The organism is Nitrosomonas aestuarii (assembly GCF_003046585.1).
Taxonomy (GTDB): domain Bacteria; phylum Pseudomonadota; class Gammaproteobacteria; order Burkholderiales; family Nitrosomonadaceae; genus Nitrosomonas; species Nitrosomonas aestuarii.
This window is the reverse complement of the sequence record NZ_QAAE01000003.1, coordinates 144,131-165,568: the sequence shown is the minus strand read 5'-3', so window position 1 is coordinate 165,568 and position 21,438 is coordinate 144,131. Positions and strand designations below refer to the sequence as shown.

The following is a 21,438-nucleotide window of genomic DNA, read 5'->3' as shown; positions in this document are numbered from 1 at the left end:
ATGCAGTAATTTCACCTGTTTTCGCCTTCCCTACCTGCCTCGTAATTATTTTTGACGGCCAGTTAGACTGATGCACTGCTTTTATTATTCTTAGCAATCAAATTTAATTTCTCAAGAAGAATGGGGGCAGTGAAAGGCTTTGCCAGAAAACCGTTAGCACCTGCTTGAACTGCATCAACAATATGCTTTTTATTTATTTCAGCCACCACCATAAGAATAGGAATATTCCTCAATTCAGCTATAGCCCGTATATTCTGTAACATCGTGAGTCCATCCATGCTGGGCATTCGCCAACTCGAAATAACAAAGTCAAATTTACCCGTGCGTAATTTTTGTAGTGCAACCAGCCCATCTTCAGCTTCATCAACATTTAAACAGCCAATTTCTTTTAAGAGATTTTTAACATACTCACGCATGTTCGAAAAATCGTCTATAACCAAGAATTTCATGTTATCGCTGAGCATACTGAATTCCTTGAAAAAGTTTGATATTACCGAAGTGGAAAGTTACACCGATGTGAGAAAAACCACAGTTAAATAAACTTCTTGCATTCTGATCCATATTTATTTTCCTTCTGATCTGAATGCTGTTCAGATCTTCTTCGAAATCGGTCGGTGAATAAACGCATATTCTTGACGTCAGGTCATAACAATCGATAGTTAATGCATTGTTAACAAACATATTAAAGCAACATACATTTGGCAAAAACACGTTAAAATGTGAAGTTAATATCTGAGAAATACATATTTAGGTTATCCTTATCATTACAAAGGCAACTCAGACAATTATTCAACAGTCTGCTCGCTATAATAATGCTGATGCTTTTTCCCAACAGAAGCTATGCGCTTTATACAGAATCGGTTGCCTAATCGCAAGTATTTTATTTAACAAAACAAAATGACTGTCTTGGCAGCATTCGGATATCGGTGTATGGTGAATCATTCCTTTTCATTTTCAACAAATTCACCACGCAATCAAAATTCAAAACCCGATCAATCGTACCCTTTGTATCAGAAACGATTTGGCAGAACGCATTATGGAAAATTCTAAAAAACATCCGCTTATCGAGGATTATGGGTTAATTGGAAATTTAAACACGACAGCGTTGGTGTCGAAGCAAGGATCGATCGATTTTCTATCCTATACGCGTTTTGATTCTCCAACCATTTTTGGTGCGTTACTGGATCGGGAAAAAGGCGGTTTCTTTTCAATTGAAGTAGAATGCGAGCAGGTAAACCACAAACAGCTCTACTTACCCGATACTGCCATATTATTGACGCGCTACCTCACTAACGTAGGGATTGCGGAACTGACCGACTTTATGCCATTGGAAGAAGAAGAAAATCAATTTATCTTAGTAAGAAAACTTAAAGTCATTAAAGGCAACTTGAACATCCGCGTTGAACTAAGGCCACGTTTTGAATATGGAAAATACGAATTTAATTTAGAACAAGAAGACGATCATCTCGTCATGCGGAGTAAAGGACCGGAAGCAAACACATGCCATCTGTTATGTAATCTCGATTTTAAGATGGAAGGCGCCAGTTTAACGACTGAAATCTGTTTGAATGCAGGAGATGAAATCAATTTTGCACTTGTATCCGCCAACACGGAGCATTCAGAATCAAACAAATCTAAAAGCCTCGAGTATTATGCAAATCAAAGCTTTGAAAATACGATTCACTTCTGGCGTAATTGGACAAATAAATCAACCTATACCGGAAGATGGCGGGATATCGTCAACCGCTCGGCGATTACCCTTAAGTTGCTCACTTCATGCCGGTATGGATCACCAATAGCAGCCGCCACTTTAGGTCTGCCGGAACGTATCGGTGCCGAAAGAAACTGGGACTACCGATATACATGGATCAGAGATGCAGCTTTTACCATGTACAGTTTTTTACGGCTTGGTTATGCTGATGAAGCTCGAAAATTCATCGCATGGATACAGCAACGCAGCCTGGAAATTGATACAGCAGAAGCACTTAAACTGATGTACCGTATAGACGGCACAATCAATCTTGAAGAAGTTACCATTCCTCATCTCGAGGGATACCAGGGTTCTGATCCCGTGCGTGCGGGTAATGATGCATTCAACCAATTTCAGCTCGATATTTTTGGCGAGTTGATCGACACCATTTATCTATATAACAAAAACGCCGAACCTATCAGCTATGATTTCTGGTTGAGTCTGATCAAGTTTATCGATTATGTTTGTCAACACTGGAAAAGAAAAGGTCACGGCATGTGGGAAGTGCGCGACGAAAAGAGAGAATTTTTAATTTCAAAAGTGATGTCGTGGGTGGCACTTGACCGAGGTATACGGATTGCGGAAAATCGCGCATTTCCCGCGCCACTTGAACGATGGCGACAAACAAGAGACGATATTTTCAACGACGTGTTCAACAATTTCTGGAATCCTGAACTGGGGGCGTTTGTACAGTATCGCGGCGCTACCACGCTTGATGCATCCGCGCTGCTTATTCCATTGGTGCGTATGCTGAGTCCGAAAGAGCCGCGCTGGATATCGACACTGCGCGCCATAGAAAAAGAACTGGTAACTGATTCGCTGGTATACCGTTACAAACTGAGCAATGGCGCGAGCGATGGCCTCTCTGACGACGAAGGCACATTTTCCATGTGCTCGTTCTGGTACATTGAATGTCTAGCCAAATCGGGACAATTGGAAAAAGCCATTCTTTGTTTTGAAAAAATGCTGGGATATGCCAATCATCTTGGATTATATTCCGAGCAGATCAGTTTAAATGGCGAACAACTGGGTAATTTCCCGCAGGCATTTACACACCTCGGATTGATAAGCGCCGCATATCAGCTTCGGTTACTCCTCACGCAAGACAATATGTCATAAACAACGGCAGCTTCCATTCACAAGCGCAAATGAAATCACTTAAAAACAAAATTGTATTGATAACAGGTGCTGCATCTGGCATTGGAAAAGCAATCGCTTTGCGTTTCGGTTGCGAGGGTAGCCATGTCGTCGTTAACTACCTTAACAAAAAAGAAGCAGCAGAGAAAGTTATCCATGAAATTAAAGCAAAAGGCGGTCGCGCTACAAAAATTCAGGCGGATATCAGTCGGGAAGATGAAGTGGTAAACATGTTCTCTGAAATCACTGAGCAATTTGGCGGTCTTGACGTACTTGTCAATAATGCGGGCAGGCAAGAAGACCGTAATTTCGTGGATATGACGCTGGCTGACTGGAACGCGGTACTTGATGTTGATTTAACCGGTCATTTCTTGTGCGCGCGCGAAGCTGCCCGTATTTTCATGAACCGGTATTCGGACGACAGCAACCATTCACCAGGCGTGATGATATTTATTACCTCAGTGCACCAGAACATTCCATGGAGCAGACGGGCCAATTATTGTGCCGCTAAAGCCGGTTCTGCCATGTTAATGAAAACTGTCGCTCAGGAACTGGCTCCGTATAAAATTCGTGCCAACGCTGTCGCTCCCGGTGCGGTTAAAACCGCTATAAATATCGAAAACTTCCGGGATCCTGAGAAGAAAGAAAAAATCATGCGCAAAATTCCTTACGGCCGTCCCGGAAAAGTAGAAGACATTGCCGCAGCTGTTACCTGGCTCGCCTCTGATGAAGCTGATTACATCACCGGCGAAACAATTTTTGTAGACGGCGGAATGGAACTTTTCGCCGATTTTGCACATGGCGGTTAGTATGAAAACCAACTTGAAGACAGCTTTTCTGGATTCTACACCCACCCGTTAAATTATACCGATACTGATGAGATTGATACGCCCGCCGTTTTTTATCTGTGCAGAAGCAGACTTCTGACTGGACAAAAAACCAAGGTTACTCCCATTCCCAACAACCAAATCAAACGCATTATTCTGATTCAGGTTTACAATGACAAAGAATCCAGAATAATTACTTGTTAAAATGCATAATAATTTTGTATTCGCAGTGATCAATCAATGAAGGATGACTTCTGAATGAAAAAAACAGTTTCAGACACTAAGCTTTTTGCAGTTTTATTATGCCGTCTGCTGCTGGTACCACTGCGAAATTTTGTAGTCATACCCATTGTTTCCGCAGTGATAGGCATTATTCTTGTGAGCCGAATTACCGATTGGTGGACTGGCGCAGACAGTTATTATATTTATCTTGTAGGTGATCATAAAAATGATCAAGTGATTGCCGATGTGTTTGAGGGCTTTCGCGAGCAACCTTGTAATAACGGAGACATTCAGATTGCAGATAAAACCATTAACAATGTACCTGTTAAAGCAAAGTGCGTAGATGACGAGGGCGAACCTGCCAAAGCACGGCAAATTTCAGATGATCTTGCAAAGCGTGATGATACGCTGATGGTAATAGGACATGTTAAGAGCACGCAGACAAAGGCAGCGTTACCTAACTATCTGATACAGGCCCGTCCGCCCATCCCTGCCATTCTCACCCTGGAAACCAATCCGCATTTAATTCCAGGCAACCAAATGGATAATGAATCATCCGAAGATTATCAACCGGTATTTCGTTTGTGGCCTACGGATGACAAGCAGGCAGCTGAAGCCGGGCAATTTGCCCTCAAGCATAACCATTCAGTTTTGTGGGTCGTAGAGGATAAACATAATCCAGTTTATTCCCAGTATCTGGCATCCAGGTTTGTTCAGTGGGCGCAGGCGAATCACGGCAAAGTTGTTATGTGGTCGACTAATATGGCAGTGCCGCCTGCCGAAACACTCAGAGAACTCAAGATTGACTTTGTTTTCTTTGCTGGTGACTGGTCAAATGCATTAATTCTGATTAACCAGATTAAGCGCATTTTTCCTCCCAAACACAGACCGACACTGTTTCTGAGCGATGCTTCCGTAAATCCGCAACTCATTACTTACGGCGGAAGCGACTTGGATGGAATTAATATATACCTGACTTTTCCACTCACCTCGGCTCAGTATTTTAACGATGGTTTCAAAACGATCGGTAAAGATGCCCGGTCGATTGTTGATTGGTTAATAGACGACACAAGTCAACATTTCGAAACAGATCGCCGTGAAAACGCTTCATTTAAATACTGGTTGTTGTTTCTGCTGAACAGGCATGAAGTTGAAGATGCGCGTACTGTTTTAAATTCAAGGATGGAAAAGGCTGTTCGGGATGATAAAGTTTTTGAAAGCACATTAGACCAATATCAGTTTGTTCGTGACAATGGCAAAAACAGTCTGGCACAGTGGCATATCTGGAAAGTCGAAAAAGTAGAGCAAGACGACGCAACAGGCTATCAATTTGTCGATGGCCAATGAATATCTTTTTCATCAAGAAACAAACAATCATTCTAAATTGAATAAAGTGTTTATCCATCTGTAATTGCTGTAGGTCGGCTGTTCGAACCTTGACCTGCGTTGTTGCGACATTCTTGCCAAAATCTGTTTGCATTGTGTCAAGTCAACGTCACTCAATACCGCCTTGCCCGCGAACGGCGTTTTATTGGTGCACAGATTCGCCTTCAGTTCGGCACGCCTAGATGTAAGCGAAAGAGAAGCGAAATCGAAATCGCTGAACCAATCGTTCGCGAATATATTCACTTTTCGTCACATAGCGATGATCACGCACCAAATGACTAAAATCAGGCTTATTACCAGAAAATGGGTGCGTGACGCTGACAAGCTTTTAAAAAAGCATGATCTGATTCAAAATAAATCGATTGTCTGATATTTGTAATAAATGTTTTCTTCCGCCACAAAAAGGATAATAATTTTTCATCCTCCTCCCGGGTATCCAGGCTATTGCTTCACCAAAAAGAACAGGATTGCCGGCAGTAAAATAAGGTTCATGTATACTGTAGCAACTTGGAATATTATTTTTAACAAAAATGTGTAAGGTAACTGCTACCTGAACGCCCACTCGGCAACACAAAAATTGATTTCATGCGGTTACATTTAACTTAACAGGTCGTTGAAAAACGTTTTCAAGGCAAGCGATGCAAGGAAATAAACGCTGCGCAGTATCGCAGATAGTTTTTCAACACACGGTAACCGCTCAACCGAGGCCATCAGCAAGTTGTAATCCGGCGCCTTTAAGAAATAGTCAGCATACGATCCAAAGCAAGTTTTGCCAATTCAGCTTCAGATTGAGGTACTCGAATTTGGTTTACAACTACACCATTGGCTAGATTCTCTAAAGCCCAGGTTAAATGCTGCGGGTCGATACGTGCCATGGTTGAACACATACAAACCAATGGCGACATAAATTGAACAATTTTGTTCTGCGGTTTGAATTCTTCGGCAATTCTGCTCACCAAATTTAATTCAGTGCCTACCAGCCAACGCGTACCCTCCTTGGCTTCGGCAATCGTTCGGATAATATATTCTGTTGAGCCGACATAGTCGGATGCATTACAAACTTCGAAACTGCATTCAGGATGTGATATGACAATACCGTCAGGATGTTGGTTACGAAACTTGAGAATATGTTGGGGCTGGAACATTTGATGAACTGAGCAATGACCTTTCCATAACAAAATTTTGGCTTGCTTTATTTGTTCCGGTGTCAATCCCCCCATTGGCTGATCAAAATCCCACACCTGCATTTCATCAAGTGAGATACCGAGTTGATGTCCGCTCCAACGACCAAGATGTTGATCTGGAAAAAACAATACCTTTTCGCGTTGCTGAAAAGACCATTCGAGAATCTTGACAGCATTACTGGAAGTACAAACAATGCCGCCATGCTCGCCACAAAAAGCTTTTAAGTCGGCAGCCGAATTGATATAAGTCACTGGCGTCACCATTTCTTCGGGTGACAAAATTTCTGCCAATTCGCGCCACGCACGTTCGACTTTTGTCAGGTTCGCCATATCTGCCATCGAACATCCTGCAGCCAAATCAGGCAGAATCACGGTTTGCTCATTACTGGACAGAATATCAGCGACTTCTGCCATGAAGTGAACACCGCAAAAAACCAGATAATCCGCATCCGTTTTTGCAGCCTGATAAGCAAGCTTTAAGGAATCGCCCGTCAGATCGGCATGGCGGTATACATCCGCACGCTGATAATGATGCGCTAAAATAACCGTGCTTTTCCCTAAACTGCGCTTTGCTTCTTCAATACGCTGCACACATGCTTCATCCTGTATGTCGTCAAAACTTTCAAAATTAATCGCTTCTGCTTGCATTATCAATTTTAATTTTATCCAATATATTAACAATCAAAATTCGCACATTACCATAGTAGAAAACGGATTCAAACGTGAGACCCAAATTTATTATACAAAATAAGTCGGTTCAGCGTACTGCCTGCAGGAGTTTCGCGCCAATCGACGAATTCAAACTACAAACTTCTTAGTATTAGCAATCCAAAACAAGGATACCTATCTATCCTTAAGGACATGCAATTGTAGAAGTAAGTTCTGATATAATTCTCATTTCATTTATCTTGTATCTTTAATAAGTCGTGAGTGCTTTTCTGCCTGCTCAAGCCTGTAAACTCCAAATCCGGACCCGGCTGCATTGCTAAGTCACATAATTTTCATAAAATTTATGACAATACAATAGCCTTCTGAACTTATATTCCCATGTTTCGGCGTTCATACTTCAACTTCTATCTCATTCTATTTATCGGTTTAGGTGCATTGACTTTTTGGCTGGACAAGGTAACCAAGCCGCTGTCGACAGAAACGGGTACCGATTTTTTCCAACTGCCCGATTATATAATTGAAGACCTTTCCGGTCTGCGTATTGATCATGACAATGCGGTCCACCGTGTTTTCCATGCAAAAAAAATGTTTCATTACTTGGGTCAGGACCTCACACGATTGGACCAAGTTCATTTTATTAATACCAAACCGGGAAAGCCCCTTTTTCGTGTATTTGCCGATCAAGCCGAAATACACGGTAATGGTGAAAATATCTTTCTAAATGGTAATGTTACCGTTATAAGAGGAGATGAAGATAATAAAGGAAAAATAACAATGAAAACAGATATGCTCCATCTCATTCCAGATGAAGATATGGTTAAAACAGATAAAAATGTAACACTCTCGAGAATGAACACGACTGTCCATGCAATAGGCCTGCAATTGGATAATGAGACGGGTATGATCGAACTTTTGTCCCGTGTTCGCGCTATTGATCAATAATTCTATAATTTATGAAAATCTTTTTCATTATTTGTTTTTTTTCAATTTTTTCATTTAATGTGCTGGCTGAACGCGCCGATCGAGACAAGCCAATTCATCTTGAAGCCGATCGTGCTACCGTTGAAGATATTAATCGTAAGGATTCCACGCGTGTCAGCGTTTTTACCGGCAATGTCATACTGACACAAGGTACATTGCGCATCAACGCCGATAAAGTCATCATGAAAGAAGACATCAACGGATTCCGCTTTGCTACCGCCACGGGTAACCTGGTCAGTTTTCGTCAAAAACGTGATGGTATTGATGAATATATTGAAGGTTGGAGCAGACGTGTCGAATATGACAGCAAAACAGATAAAATTGAATTGTTTAGACAGGCCCGTCTAAAACGAGGTCTGGACGAAGTAAATGGAGATTATATTTCTTACAACATGAATAGCGAGTTTTTTCAAGTTATTGGCAGTAACGAACGTGGCGTAGAAACAGGCGCTGACAATCGGGTACGTATTATTATTCAACCAAAAACCCTATCTGAGGAAGTCGAATCAGATACGCCGCCTCCCGAATAAACGTCTGAACATATACGATTATTCATGAGTATACTAAAAGCTGAATATTTAAAAAAACGTTACAAATCACGCACAGTGGTTCATGATGTCTCCTTTTCACTGAGCAGTGGTGAAGTGATCGGTTTGCTGGGACCCAATGGTGCCGGTAAAACAACCTGTTTTTACATGGTGGTCGGCTTGGTGCCGTTGGATAACGGGAATATTTTTCTGGATGATCGCAGTTTAAGTCAACTTCCGATACATAAAAGAGCGCATCTGGGTCTCAGTTATCTGCCACAGGAAGCCTCTATATTCAAACGGCTTTCTGTCGAAGAAAATATTCTCGCTATTCTGGAATTACATCGTTTGAGTGATGATCAGTTACAACGGGAACTGGATGATTTGTTACATGATTTGCATATCAGCCATATCCGTAGCAGCCCTGCTGTCAGTCTATCGGGTGGAGAGCGTCGACGTGTAGAAATTGCGCGCGCACTTGCTTCTCGCCCTCGGTTTATTTTGCTCGACGAACCCTTTGCAGGTGTTGATCCTATTGCAGTCATGGATATCCAGAAAGTTATCAGTTTCCTGAAAGAACGGGATATCGGTGTTTTAATTACCGACCATAATGTTCGCGAAACGTTAGGCATCTGTGATCGTGCTTATATCATCAGTGAAGGGAAAGTATTAGCACAAGGCAAGCCAGATGAAATCATTTATAATGAGCACGTAAGAAAGGTTTATTTGGGAGAGCATTTTCAGTTGTGATAAGTAATACTTTATCTTTTACTTTAGTCAACAAACCGGCTGTTTCTTGAGACTATGAAACCAACGCTCCAATTAAAATTATCACAACAGCTAAATCTTACGCCACAATTGCAACAATCGATACGATTGTTGCAATTGTCAACGCTTGAACTAAACCAGGAGATAGAGCGCATCATTCAGGAAAATCCACTATTGGAATTGAATGAGGGTTGGAACGCGAAATTATTTGATTCAGATGAAACTAAAAATGAATCACAACCGGACACCGCATTAGATGGAAAAGAAGCAGCCCAAACAGATCAGGATTACAGCCTTGATTGGTCTGAGGGAAGCACTTATTCCAACAATACACACAATGACGAATATGAAATACCACAAATAGCCGCTGAGCCGGTCAGCCTCAGAGAATATCTGAATCAGCAGATATCGCTCAGTCATGCATCGGAAAGAGAGAAAAAGATTACCACCCTGCTGATTGACAGCCTGGATGACGACGGTTATTTAATACAGGATCTGAATGAGCTATTAGAAATGCTGCCGGTCGAATTAGGCATCAACATTGATGACCTTAATCAGTCGCTTACATATCTTCAGCATCTGGATCCTCCCGGCGTTGGCGCACGCAATCTGCAAGAATGTCTTTTATTACAGTTACAAAATTTACCTGAGGATACGCCACATTTAAATCAGGCAATTGAAATTGTGGCGCAATATTTAGATGTGCTGGCATCGCATGACTTTGCCCTGATTAAAAGACTATTAAAATGTGACGATCAGAGTTTACGTGTGATACAAAAATTAATTACCAATTTGAATCCCAAACCCGGTTCAGATTTCAGTAACACCGATACACGATACATAATTCCTGACATTATTGTCAGCAAGGTTAATGGCGCCTGGGTTGCCAATCTGAACATGGACGCGGTACCGCGGCTAAACATTAACCATTTTTATGCAAACATTCTTAAACAAAAACACGAAGAATCATCACAAGGTCTGTCTACTCAATTAACAGAAGCCAAGTGGCTCATAAAGAATCTTCAGCAACGCTCAAGTACCATTTTAAAAGTATCGAATGCAATCGTCGAACGGCAACAACAGTTTTTTGAACATGGTGAAATTGCCATGAGGCCGCTCATATTGCGTGAAATTGCAGAATCCCTGGAGTTACATGAGTCGACGGTATCACGCGTAACCACCCAGAAATTCATGCGTACCCCGCGCGGCATTCTCGAACTCAAATATTTTTTCGGCAGCCATGTTGCTACGGATACAGGTGGCGCCTGCTCGGCAACTGCGATTCGTGCGTTAATCAAACAACTCATTCAGAAAGAAAATACTAAGAAACCTCTTAGCGACAACAAGATTGCGAACATCCTGGAAGAACAAGGCATCGTGGTAGCACGCAGAACCATTGCCAAATACCGGGAATCTATGCATATACCGCCAGCGAATCTTCGTAAAACATTTTAACAATCTAAAGGAAACAACATGAATCTAAAACTAACTGGAAACCATGTAGAAGTAACGCCAGCGATGCGCGACTATGTCAATTCTAAACTCAGCAAAATTACGCGCCATTTTGATCATGTTATTGAAGTTAGTGTTATTTTATCCGTTGAAAAACATAAGCAAAAAGCAGAAGCTAATTTACATATTCCAGGTAAAGATATATTTGTCGAAGCTGATGGTACAGATATGTACGCATCAATCGACAGTTTGATTGACAAACTCGACCGTCAGGTTCTAAAACATAAAGAAAAAAACCTTGAAAAAAGAAATCATGGCACCTTGAAAGATCAAGAGTTTGAATAATCAAATTCAAAACACATGGAAACCAAAAATTTCATTATTTTAGATAAAATTCATGAATCTTATTTCACAACTCTTGCCACAGTCTAACGTCATCGTTGATCTGGATGTGGCAAGCAAAAAACGCGTATTTGAACAAGCAGGCCTATTGTTTGAAAACACAATTCAAATTGCGCGCAGTCAAGTATTTGACAGCTTATTCGCACGTGAGAAACTGGGTTCTACAGGTTTGGGCCAGGGTGTTGCCATACCGCACGGACGCATTAAAGGACTCCGTGAAGCAGTCGCTGCGCTGGTCAGAATGAAAGAAGCTATTCCATTTGATGCACCCGATGGGCAACCGGTCAACATTGCCTGTATTTTACTGGTTCCAGAGAAAGCAACTGATCAGCATTTGCAAATTCTAAGCGAACTTGCGCAGATGTTTAGTGACAAACAATTTCGTGAAAGTATTTTGAACAGTAGAAATGCTGCTGAAATCCATAAACTGATTGAAGAATGGTCACCTAATGTCTCAAATTAGCATTTCCGAACTTTATGAAAATAAGAAGGAAAAACTGAAGTTAACCTGGATAGCCGGTAATGACGAAGGAGACAAAATACTCAGTGATGACCGGATAGCACAATCCAATCAGGGGACAATCGGCCATCTTAACTTCATACACCCGAACTGGATACAGGTACTCAGCCGCAATGAAGTTGATTATGTCAATAACCTGGGTTCCGACAATCTGCAGAAAAAATTTGATCTTCTGAAACAAAGTAATCTTGCCTGCATCGTCATAGCAGACGGTGCACCCGCACCTGAGCCTCTTCGCACTATGGCCGATGTCACCAAAACACCGCTTTGGGGTTCACCTTTCCCCAGCGTAGAGGTCATTTGGCTGCTGCGTTCTCATTTGGGAACTGTATTGGCACCTTCGTGTTCCTTACATGGTGTTCTTCTGGATGTCTTGGGCATGGGTGTAATGATTACCGGTGAAAGTGGTGTCGGCAAGAGTGAACTTGCACTGGAACTAATCAGCAGAGGACATGGCCTCGTCGCTGACGATGTCGTTGAGCTGCGCCGCATAGCTCCGGAAACACTTGAAGGGCGCTGTCCGCCAATTCTGCGCGATTATCTGGAAGTTCGCGGTCTCGGTATGTTAAATATCCGGACTATTTTTGGTGAAACGGCTGTTCGCCGGCACAAAAACATGAAGCTGATTGTGCACCTGCAAAATACAGCCAGCGCCGAAGCCTATCAACTGGAAAGATTGCCGATCAGCAACCTGAATGAAACAATTATGAATGTGGATATACCCAAGGTCATTATTCCCGTTGCAGCAGGCCGCAACCTGGCGGTATTGGTTGAAGCTGCCGTACGTAACTACGTTTTGCAGTTACGCGGAATAGACAGTACCAAAGATTTTATCGAACGTCATGAACAGGAAATGGCTAATCTACCGGCAGATGTGAATAAAGCGGGAAAACCTTAGAAATTTGACAACATCATCATTAAACTCATTGCGATAATCCTTCATTACACTGTGTTATTAACAAACAGCAATCCATTCTAGACACCATCCGACTACAATTTTTAAGTTAAAATGAGTCTCGAATTACGATAAAGTACATCCTGGCTGAAATTCTATCCAATGAACAAACCTCGCACCATTACGCTCGCATTCACCGGTGCATCTGGAATGCCTTATGGTATGCGTTTACTGGAGACACTGCTGCAGCACGGGCAGCATGTTTATTTACTTTATTCCAAAGTTGCGCAAATCGTCGCACAACAGGAAATGGGCATAACGCTCCCTTCACAACCCAAAGAAGCTGAAGCCTTTTTAAATCAATTTTTTAACACATCGACTGGACAGTTACAAGTATTCGGTCGCGAAGCGTGGTTCTCACCGGTCGCTTCGGGTACGAATCCTGCTGATGCGATGGTTGTTTGCCCTTGTACCATGGGTACACTTGCCGCCATAGCTGCTGGAATGAGTGAAAATCTGATAGAGAGAGCGGCGGATGTCATGCTCAAAGAAAAGCGACAGCTTATTTTAGTGCCACGCGAAAGCCCTTTTTCTACGATTCACTTAGAAAACATGCTCAAACTGTCACGCTGTGGGGCCATAATCTTACCGGCAAATCCGGGTTTTTATCATCACCCGAATACAATACAGGATCTGGTTGATTTTATCGTCGCGCGTATTCTTGACCACTTGAAACTTGAACAACAACTGATGCCGCGATGGGGAGAATGAGTTGCCATTCGCTTCCCTGGGCAAACCAGCACTGACTACAAGTTACTAGTTATTCTCAAGGTATCAGGTGTTTAATTTCCCATACTGCTAACCCATTGCAATCCTTTATGCTGCCATCTATAGAACAACGCCTTGCCAGCGAAATCGCTGTAAAGTCAACTCAAATCACTGCTACCGTCAAAATGCTCGACGATGGCGCAACCGTGCCTTTTATCGCACGTTACCGCAAGGAGACAACCGGTGGACTGAGTGATGTGCAGTTACGGTTACTGGAGACGCGTCTGCAAGCGCTGCGCGAGCTTGAGAAAAGACGTGCTGCAATTATTTTGGCAATAGAAAAACAAAATAAAATGACGCCGGAGTTATATGAAGCCATTACACTGACCGAGGACAAAACGAAACTGGAAGATTTATATCTGCCATATCGTAAAAAACGTCGCACCAAAGCACAGCTGGCACATGAGGCTGGCTTGCAGCCATTGGCAGATTTATTGTTGAAGAATCCAATGATACATCCGGAAGTCGAGGCAGAAAAGTTCTTGAAAAGACCTTTTATCACCGAAGAAGGCGACAATCCTGGCGTCGCCGATATTAATCAGGCTCTGGAAGGCGCGCAACATATTCTAATTGAGCGCTTTGCCGAACATGCACCGCTGCTGCATTCATTGCGTGGTTACCTGGGAGCCCACGCTGTATTGACCGCAAAGGTTGCCAAGGACAAAAAAGATATTGATACTCGATTTGTCGATTACCATGACTATCATGAAGCAATCAGCAAAATTCCGTCGCACCGTGCACTAGCATTGTTACGTGGCGAACGGGAAGCTGTCTTGAAACTAAAACTGTATCTGGATTCAGAAATCGCAGAACAAAAACGCGCCACATTGTTAAATCCCTGCGAGGCATTGATTGCACAACGATTCAATATTGATAATCAAAAACGACCAGCAGATGCATGGCTGACCGATACGGTACGTACAAGCTGGCGCAGCAAAATCCTGGTACACCTTCAGACCGAGTGCATGAATCAATTACAGGAACGCGCAGAAACCGATGCTATTCAGGTCTTTGCGCAAAACCTGAAAGCGCTGCTGCTGGCTTCACCCGCAGGCCCCCGTATTACCATTGGCCTTGATCCAGGAATAAGAACAGGCGTGAAAGTCGCCGTCATTAATGCAACGGGGAAAGTACTCACAACCGCGACAATATATCCGCATCCGCCGAAAAATGACTGGCATGGCGCTGTCGAAACCTTAAAGCAGCTCGCAGAACAATATCATGCATCGCTGATTGCTATCGGTAACGGCACAGCGTCAAGAGAAACCGACAACCTGGTCAGAGATCTGGTTAAAAAGCACCCACTGCTTAAACTTACATCATTGATAATCTCAGAAGCCGGCGCTTCAGTCTACTCGGCCTCTCAACTCGCCTCGGAAGAACTACCCGATCTGGATGTATCACTGCGTGGCGCGGTATCCATCGCGCGCCGCTTACAAGATCCATTGGCGGAACTGGTTAAAATTGACCCCAAATCTATCGGTGTCGGCCAGTATCAGCACGATGTCAATCAGAAACAACTGGCACAGAAACTCGACGCTGTAGTCGAAGACAGCGTCAATGCTGTCGGAGTCGATGTGAATACTGCTTCAATGGCTTTGCTGCGTTACGTTGCCGGACTTAACAGTAAAATTGCGCACAGTATCGTCACGTATCGTAATCAGAAAGGCATATTTACCCGCCGCACAGACCTGCTGAAAGTTTCCGGCCTGGGCGAAAAAACCTTTGAGCAGGCAGCTGGTTTTTTACGCATCTTGGATGGCGCCAACCCGCTTGATGCTTCTGCCGTTCATCCGGAATCTTATCCGCTTGTCGAGCAAATTCTAACGGATGTTAAGCTGGATGTTGCAGCATTGATCGGCAATCAGACAGTTTTAAAATTAATTCACCCGGAAAAATACACCAACGCGCAATTTGGATTGCCAACCGTCAAGGACATTTTGCACGAACTCGAAAAACCAGGACGCGATCCTCGCTCCACCTTTACCACAGCAGTATTCAAAGAAGGCGTTGAAACCATCCAGGATTTACACCCGGGTATGGTGCTCGAAGGGGTTGTTACCAACGTAGCTGCCTTTGGTGCATTTATCGATATCGGCGTGCATCAGGATGGACTCGTCCATATTTCCGCCCTGGCAAACAAGTTTGTAAACGATCCCCATGCCATTGTCAAAGCCGGGCAAGTTGTAAAAGTTAAAGTGCTGACAGTAGATGAAAAACGTAAACGTATCGCACTAACAATGAGACTGGACAAAATGTAATAATAACCCAAGCCATCGGCGTATACATCGCATTCATAATAGTTTTTCCTTTAAAAACTTTTATGGTATTTTTAAACTGTTTTTTACCTGTAACAGTTGCCGGATTTGTAACGATGAAAAATACTAAAAGAAGCAAGTTTTATAAATATTTATGGCTTACCGGGCTAGTTCATTTTTTCGTTCTTGGCTTGTTATCAGCACCACTTGCCGTTGCCAAAGAACATCTGGATATTCGTCCCTATGAAGCCGCTGACCCGTGTAACCCGGAAATTGCTCAAGTCAGAGTAACCGTCAACGGTGTTGGTTCCGGCGGCATTCTGAGTGTTGAACTTTATCATGATCCGAATAACTTCCTGAATAAAAAAGGCCGCACCAAACGCATCCGCATTCCTGCCACCGAGGGGCAGCACACAGTATGTTTTAATCTTAAAAAACAGGGCATCTACGCAGTCGCCAGTTACCACGATATCGATGGCAATCGCAAATTAAACAAAAAATGGAACATGATGCCTGAAGAACCTTTCGGGTTGTCGAATAATCCTGAACAGCATTTCGGTTTCCCAAAATTTAACGATTCGGCATTCACAACGGACGAACTGGGTGCCGACATTATTATTAATCTTCAAGGCCCATAAAAATGTGTTGTTGGTATCTTATGAGACCGTAGCATAATGGACGAAAAAAGCTGGAATCGGCTACTAAGGCGGATAGAAGATGGTCTTGTAGTTCCTGTGATTGGACAACAAGTGCTCACTTGCGGAAAAGATAATGATTCACTTCAGTCTCAGATAGCACAACACCTTCTAAAACAATATGATATTGAACCGGTTCATATATCGCTTACACCTTTCAATCAACTAAATGATGTCGTTATTCAAATTAAAAAGGAACAGGAATACGACCTGCAGGATTTATACGCGGACATCCATGACGCTATCAAATATCTGACAACGGGACCCGATGCACATATCCCGGAACCGGTGCGGCAAATTGCGGCAATCACTTCTTTCCAACTGTTCATAACACTTACGCCGGATGACCAGCTCGCCCGCACCCTGCGTGAACGCTGCGCGGTCAATGAAATTATTTATTCCCCTTATTTGCCTACCAGCGAAGGGTCAGATCTACCCTCAGACTGGCAGGCACGTCATGGAGAAGTACAACTTCTCTACCTGTTTGGCAAAGCCCGCGCCGGTCCCATGTTTGCAGTGCATGATGAAGATTTGCTGGAGTATGTTCATAACATCATAGCCCGCGGCAGTCATGTTCCAGTCAAGTTTCTGGATGAATTGCAGCAGCGCAGCCTCTTATTGATTGGATGTAATTTTCCCGAATGGTTGAGCCGCTTCTTTCTGCGCCTGACCAAACAAGGACGGCTTTTGGATACACAAAGAAAAAGGGAATGGTTAATTGAAAACAATTGTCTCGATAAAAATCTTGTTTACTTTCTGGAAAGTTACAGCACCGGCACAAAACTCATCTCTGATATCTCACCGACAGCGTTTATCTCCGAGCTTCATCAACGTTGGCTGGCTAGAAACAAAGCGGTTGAACATACATCTTCTTCCAAAACTGGAACCGTACCAAGAGGCGCCCTGTTTTTCGTCAGCTATTGCCGCGGAACTGATAGCCTGTCTGCCACAACACTGATGGAATCACTTCAATCCCAAGGTGTATCATCTAACGAAATCTGGTTTGATAAAAACTCGATTGAACCTGGAAATGATTTACGTAACCGTATTCTGGAAGGTATTCAAACATGCCGCTATTTTATTCCGCTCATTTCCAAAAATGCAGATTCCCTGGACGAAAAATATTTCCGCCGGGAATGGCATGAAGCAATTGAGAGAAGCAAAGCCATTCAAGGACGGACTTTTATTTTTCCCATCATAGTCGACCAGGATTTCAAACTTGAGACATACCGATGTATTCCGCATGAGTTCAAACAATTACTCATTGGCCACGCACCGGTCGGCCAGCCTGATGAACAAACAAATGCCGCATTGAAAAAACTCGTGCGCAGCGAGCGCCTGACCCAGAATCACGCCTGAGGATTTAAAAAGTGAAATTCGAACATGACTGTTGACCCGCTTCCTACCGCTTCCGCGCGTTTTGCTGAACAGAGTGCTCAGCAGGAAACTGTTCGTTTAAATGCACAGCATCCATGGCCTGGACTTGCGCCCTATGACGAAGCATCGAGTGCGTACTTTTTTGGCCGTTCAGAAGAAGCCAGAGAATTATTACGTATGGTGCGGCTAGCACCACTGACTGTTCTTTACAGCAAATCGGGCCTGGGAAAAACATCGCTATTACAGGCAGGTTTTTTCCCGCTGCTACGCGCCAAGCATTATTTTCCGGTTCATTTGCGGCTTGATTACAGCCCGGCAGCCACATTGCCGCCTTTGGAACAGGCAGCCAGAATATTACGGACCGCATTAGAAACCGCACATGCTGATTTTACACCGTGGAATAAAGATGAAAGCCTGTGGCAATATCTGCATAAACGTGATCTGGAGATATGGAGCCATGATAATTACCCGCTGATACCGGTACTTGTTTTTGATCAATTTGAAGAAATATTTTCCCGGGGAGAAGGAAACACAAGCCGAATCCAGTCAAATCTTAACAATCTGGCCGATTTAATAGAAAATCGTATCCCGAGTGAACTGGCAGTCTATTTTACAAACAGGCATAAAATATTGTCACTTGACCTGACCTCTCAGCGTTATCGCGTCTTGCTGGCATTTCGTGAAGACTTTCTTCCTGAAATGGAAACCTGGAAAGAGCAGGCTCCTTCGCTTTTCCGCAACCGGTTAAGGTTGTTGCCCATGAATCGGGAACGCGCAATCGAATCAGTTAGTCACGCAGGTGCTGCCGTACTGGCGCCAGGCGTTGCCGAACCGCTGGTAAACTTTGTCGGCAATCTGGATCCAAATGCAACGGGCACCACTTCGGTAATTGAACCTGTGTTGTTGAGTTTATGCTGCTATCAGCTTAATCAACGCCGCCTTCCCACAGGTAAAATTGATGTGTCACTGCTGCATCAAGCAGGTCAGGATATTTTACAGGATTTTTACGACGAAGCCCTCAGCGGCATGCCCGACCAGGTCTCTGAATTCATTGAAACGTATCTTATACAAGGCGATCAGTACCGCGGCAGTTATCCGGTTGATCAGGCGATCCAGGATGGTTTCATTACGCGCGTTCAGCTATCTATTCTTGCCGACAAGTATCGATTACTGCGAATTGACCAGCAGTTCGGAACCAATCGAGTAGAACTCATTCATGATCGACTGGTCAACGTCGTCAGTAAAGCGCGTGATGAACGTCTTCGGCAGATTGAAAATAAAAAACTCAGAGCACAAGAACAGGCACGCCAGCGCCAACTGGCATTTGAAAATCTAAACCGGCTGGCACGCAAGCTTCGTGCCGCATTATTACTCGCGGTATGTCTGGCAGGAATTGCTGTCTATGGCTGGTATACCGCAAATGTGGCCAAAGAAAAAACCTTTCTGGCACAAAGCAGTCTGCGCGTGGTATCCGAAAGCCTGGATATGGCGAATGGTACAAGGGTTGGCGGTGACGAACGCGCAATTTTGCAACTGCTCGCAATCAATCAGATAACCCCGAGCGAAGCTGTTGACTCGGCGATTCTAACCGTTTTATCGAACAAAAATGCCACGCAAAAAATCTGGAGCACTGGTGACAGAATCACTTCAGTTGCTGTCAATCAACAGGCCACATTGATTGCTACAGCCGGGATGGGGAATACGCTGCGATTATGGAATTTTCAAGGTCAGTTGATTAACCAGCAGGTGCAGGCGCATCAATGCGCCCATGAAGGCGAACCTAACCGCCGGTGCGGCATTTTGAACGTTTCATTCAGCCCTGACGGCACCCATATTGTAACGAGCGGCCAGGATGCTACTCTGAGGCTGTGGCATGCCAGCACACTGAAATTTATAGGGAAACTACAAGGACATAGCGATCAGGTGACCAGCGCCACGTTCAGTCCGAATGGCGAACACATCGTCTCAGGCAGTCTGGATAAAACCCTGCGCCTCTGGAGCACCAATACCCTGAAATCCGTCGCTACACTAGAAGGTCATATGGAAGGTGTGACCAGTGTTGTTTTTAGCCCGGATGGTACGCGTATTGTCTCAGGCAGCCATGACAACACTTTACGATTGTGGGATGCAAAAACACTGGCGTCCATCCATGAACCGTTACAGGGACATAAAGACAGTATCACTCGCATTGACTATAGTTCCGATGGATTAATGATTGCTTCCAGCAGCCAGGATAAAACCCTGCGGTTATGGAACGCACAAACCCTGGAAGCACTGGGGGAACCGCTACAGGGTCATGATGATATCGTCTGGAATGTAGCGTTCAGTCCGGATAACACCAGAATTGTAACGGCAGCCCATGATAGAACGCTGCGTCTGTGGAAAACCGAAAACGGTCAGCCCATTGGCAAGCCGATACAAGGCCATGAAGAATCCGTAATGGCGGTAGCCTTTAGCCCCGATGGTAAATATTTCGTTTCCGGTGGCCGTGACACTACCTTGCGTATATGGGATGCTAACGATCATCAACCCATTCATTCACAATTGAAAGGCGGGCATAAAAATTTTGTTGCGAGTGTTGCCTATAGTCCCGATGGAAAACTTATTGTATCCGGCAGTGATGATGCCACCGTGCAGCTTTGGGATGCCGAAAGCGGAAATACGGCCGGCAAACCGATGAAGAATCATACCGGTTCATTAAACGGCGTCGCTTTCAGTCCAGACGGCAAATGGATTGTTTCCGGTGCCAGTGATCAATTGTTATGTTTGTGGGACACGGCAAGCCAGACACTGATGGACGTCATGACAGGACATGAAGACGGTATTGAAAGTGTCGCTTTCAGTCCGAGCGGCAAATTTATCGCTTCGGGCAGTAAAGACAATACGGTACGGCTGTGGAATAGAAAAAGCGGCCGGCTTATTCACCACCCCATGACAGCACATGACAAAATGGTGAGAGGTGTTGCTTTCAGTCGGGACGGTGATTTAATCGCATCGGCAAGCTACGATGGAACCGTACGTTTATGGCATGTCCGTTCCGGCCGGTCCATCGCCGAATTAACCGGCCATGAAGCCGCCGTAACCAGCGTCGCTTTTAGCCCGGATAACAACCACCTGGTTTCTGGAAGTAAGGATCATACCCTGATACTTTGGGACTTAAATACGCATCAATCTGTCGGAGAGCCCATGGCCGGGCACACGGATCGCGTAAACAGCGTTGCTTTCAGCCCGGATGGCAAGCAGATTATTTCAGGCAGCAGTGATCATACATTACGTCTGTGGGACAGAAAAACCGGCCAGGCTATCGGCGGCCCTATGCGGGGTCATGAAAAACGTGTCAACAGCGTCGCCTATCATCCAGACGGCACCCGTATCGTATCCGGTAGTGATGATATGACGCTGCGAATTTGGCCCGCGCACAATAACTGGGTTGAACAGCTATGTAATAAACTGACACGCAACATGACTGAGAAAGAATGGCACGAGTGGATTTCTTCAGAAATTGAATATCAAAAACAATGCCCTGATTTACCCGTTGCATCCTGACAGGCCAGTGAAAT

General features: G+C 44.0%; 17 protein-coding genes. 15 read left to right on the top strand and 2 right to left on the bottom strand.

The features are described 5' to 3' along the window. Window positions 1-62: 62 nt before the first annotated feature. Entirely contained in the window at window positions 63-464 is a 402-nt protein-coding gene (locus tag C8R11_RS03915; protein WP_107794562.1) for a response regulator, read from the bottom strand. 572 nt (window positions 465-1,036) lie between these two features. Between C8R11_RS03915 and C8R11_RS03910 the strand changes: the two genes are divergently transcribed. From C8R11_RS03910 to C8R11_RS03895, 3 genes are all read left to right on the top strand, one after another. Beyond that, window positions 1,037-2,869: a glycoside hydrolase family 15 protein gene (locus tag C8R11_RS03910; RefSeq protein ID WP_107794689.1), complete on the top strand. Its 1,833-nt coding sequence runs from the start codon at window positions 1,037-1,039 to the stop codon at window positions 2,867-2,869. 29 nt (window positions 2,870-2,898) lie between these two features. Beyond that, entirely contained in the window at window positions 2,899-3,696 is a 798-nt protein-coding gene (locus C8R11_RS03905) for a glucose 1-dehydrogenase (protein WP_090697403.1), read from the top strand. Between the two features lie 276 nt (window positions 3,697-3,972). Beyond that, window positions 3,973-5,283, top strand: coding sequence for an ABC transporter substrate-binding protein (locus C8R11_RS03895; protein WP_107794560.1), 1,311 nt, complete (start codon window positions 3,973-3,975; stop codon window positions 5,281-5,283). A gap of 773 nt (window positions 5,284-6,056) precedes the next feature. Here the strand turns inward: C8R11_RS03895 and nadA are convergent. Beyond that, window positions 6,057-7,154 (bottom strand): quinolinate synthase NadA, encoded by a 1,098-nt coding sequence (gene nadA, locus C8R11_RS03885; protein ID WP_090697470.1) that lies wholly within the window; start codon window positions 7,152-7,154, stop codon window positions 6,057-6,059. 399 nt (window positions 7,155-7,553) lie between these two features. Here nadA and lptC point away from each other — a divergent pair, with 399 nt between their 5' ends. The 12 genes from lptC to C8R11_RS03825 all read left to right on the top strand — a co-directional run bounded on the left by lptC (window position 7,554) and on the right by C8R11_RS03825 (window position 21,424). After that, window positions 7,554-8,117, top strand: coding sequence for an LPS export ABC transporter periplasmic protein LptC (gene lptC, locus C8R11_RS03880; RefSeq protein ID WP_107794558.1), 564 nt, complete (start codon window positions 7,554-7,556; stop codon window positions 8,115-8,117). An 11-nt stretch (window positions 8,118-8,128) separates the two neighbouring features. Further along, window positions 8,129-8,686: a lipopolysaccharide transport periplasmic protein LptA gene (gene lptA / locus C8R11_RS03875; protein WP_090697410.1), complete on the top strand. Its 558-nt coding sequence runs from the start codon at window positions 8,129-8,131 to the stop codon at window positions 8,684-8,686. Between the two features lie 24 nt (window positions 8,687-8,710). Next, complete coding sequence (gene lptB, locus C8R11_RS03870) at window positions 8,711-9,433, top strand: LPS export ABC transporter ATP-binding protein (protein ID WP_090697413.1); 723 nt, start codon at window positions 8,711-8,713, stop codon at window positions 9,431-9,433. Window positions 9,434-9,487: 54 nt separating this feature from the next. Next, window positions 9,488-10,906: an RNA polymerase factor sigma-54 gene (locus C8R11_RS03865; protein ID WP_107794557.1), complete on the top strand. Its 1,419-nt coding sequence runs from the start codon at window positions 9,488-9,490 to the stop codon at window positions 10,904-10,906. An 18-nt stretch (window positions 10,907-10,924) separates the two neighbouring features. Beyond that, complete coding sequence (hpf, locus tag C8R11_RS03860) at window positions 10,925-11,248, top strand: ribosome hibernation-promoting factor, HPF/YfiA family (RefSeq protein WP_090697417.1); 324 nt, start codon at window positions 10,925-10,927, stop codon at window positions 11,246-11,248. Window positions 11,249-11,300: 52 nt separating this feature from the next. Then, a complete protein-coding gene (locus C8R11_RS03855; protein WP_107794556.1) occupies window positions 11,301-11,768 on the top strand; it encodes a PTS sugar transporter subunit IIA in 468 nt (155 codons plus the stop codon). Beyond that, a complete protein-coding gene (gene hprK / locus C8R11_RS03850; RefSeq protein WP_107794555.1) occupies window positions 11,755-12,723 on the top strand; it encodes an HPr(Ser) kinase/phosphatase in 969 nt (322 codons plus the stop codon). The genes C8R11_RS03855 and hprK overlap by 14 nt, the downstream gene beginning before the upstream one ends. Window positions 12,724-12,882: 159 nt before the next feature. Beyond that, window positions 12,883-13,491 carry a flavin prenyltransferase UbiX gene (locus tag C8R11_RS03845; RefSeq protein ID WP_107794554.1) on the top strand — a complete coding sequence of 203 codons (609 nt, stop codon included), beginning with the start codon at window positions 12,883-12,885 and terminating at the stop codon, window positions 13,489-13,491. 107 nt (window positions 13,492-13,598) lie between these two features. Beyond that, entirely contained in the window at window positions 13,599-15,809 is a 2,211-nt protein-coding gene (locus tag C8R11_RS03840) for a Tex family protein (RefSeq protein WP_107794553.1), read from the top strand. A 113-nt stretch (window positions 15,810-15,922) separates the two neighbouring features. Then, window positions 15,923-16,444: a DUF2141 domain-containing protein gene (locus C8R11_RS03835; RefSeq protein WP_107794688.1), complete on the top strand. Its 522-nt coding sequence runs from the start codon at window positions 15,923-15,925 to the stop codon at window positions 16,442-16,444. A 36-nt stretch (window positions 16,445-16,480) separates the two neighbouring features. Beyond that, window positions 16,481-17,860 carry a toll/interleukin-1 receptor domain-containing protein gene (locus C8R11_RS03830; RefSeq protein ID WP_107794552.1) on the top strand — a complete coding sequence of 460 codons (1,380 nt, stop codon included), beginning with the start codon at window positions 16,481-16,483 and terminating at the stop codon, window positions 17,858-17,860. A gap of 24 nt (window positions 17,861-17,884) precedes the next feature. Then, window positions 17,885-21,424 carry a WD40 repeat domain-containing protein gene (locus C8R11_RS03825; RefSeq protein ID WP_107794551.1) on the top strand — a complete coding sequence of 1,180 codons (3,540 nt, stop codon included), beginning with the start codon at window positions 17,885-17,887 and terminating at the stop codon, window positions 21,422-21,424. Window positions 21,425-21,438: the final 14 nt, after the last annotated feature.

What these genes read in the sequence shown, in the direction of transcription:
- C8R11_RS03830 (WP_107794552.1), top strand. Translation starts at nt 16,481, where the DNA reads ATGGACGAAAAAAGCTGGAATCGGCTACTAAGGCGGATAGAAGATGGT.
- lptB (WP_090697413.1), top strand. Translation starts at nt 8,711, where the DNA reads ATGAGTATACTAAAAGCTGAATATTTAAAAAAACGTTACAAATCACGC.
- hpf (WP_090697417.1), top strand. Translation starts at nt 10,925, where the DNA reads ATGAATCTAAAACTAACTGGAAACCATGTAGAAGTAACGCCAGCGATG.
- lptA (WP_090697410.1), top strand. Translation starts at nt 8,129, where the DNA reads ATGAAAATCTTTTTCATTATTTGTTTTTTTTCAATTTTTTCATTTAAT.
- C8R11_RS03845 (WP_107794554.1), top strand. Translation starts at nt 12,883, where the DNA reads ATGAACAAACCTCGCACCATTACGCTCGCATTCACCGGTGCATCTGGA.
- C8R11_RS03825 (WP_107794551.1), top strand. Translation starts at nt 17,885, where the DNA reads ATGACTGTTGACCCGCTTCCTACCGCTTCCGCGCGTTTTGCTGAACAG.
- C8R11_RS03865 (WP_107794557.1), top strand. Translation starts at nt 9,488, where the DNA reads ATGAAACCAACGCTCCAATTAAAATTATCACAACAGCTAAATCTTACG.
- C8R11_RS03895 (WP_107794560.1), top strand. Translation starts at nt 3,973, where the DNA reads ATGAAAAAAACAGTTTCAGACACTAAGCTTTTTGCAGTTTTATTATGC.
- lptC (WP_107794558.1), top strand. Translation starts at nt 7,554, where the DNA reads ATGTTTCGGCGTTCATACTTCAACTTCTATCTCATTCTATTTATCGGT.
- nadA (WP_090697470.1), bottom strand. Translation starts at nt 7,154, where the DNA reads ATGCAAGCAGAAGCGATTAATTTTGAAAGTTTTGACGACATACAGGAT.
- C8R11_RS03835 (WP_107794688.1), top strand. Translation starts at nt 15,923, where the DNA reads ATGAAAAATACTAAAAGAAGCAAGTTTTATAAATATTTATGGCTTACC.
- C8R11_RS03840 (WP_107794553.1), top strand. Translation starts at nt 13,599, where the DNA reads ATGCTGCCATCTATAGAACAACGCCTTGCCAGCGAAATCGCTGTAAAG.
- hprK (WP_107794555.1), top strand. Translation starts at nt 11,755, where the DNA reads ATGTCTCAAATTAGCATTTCCGAACTTTATGAAAATAAGAAGGAAAAA.
- C8R11_RS03915 (WP_107794562.1), bottom strand. Translation starts at nt 464, where the DNA reads ATGCTCAGCGATAACATGAAATTCTTGGTTATAGACGATTTTTCGAAC.
- C8R11_RS03910 (WP_107794689.1), top strand. Translation starts at nt 1,037, where the DNA reads ATGGAAAATTCTAAAAAACATCCGCTTATCGAGGATTATGGGTTAATT.
- C8R11_RS03905 (WP_090697403.1), top strand. Translation starts at nt 2,899, where the DNA reads ATGAAATCACTTAAAAACAAAATTGTATTGATAACAGGTGCTGCATCT.
- C8R11_RS03855 (WP_107794556.1), top strand. Translation starts at nt 11,301, where the DNA reads ATGAATCTTATTTCACAACTCTTGCCACAGTCTAACGTCATCGTTGAT.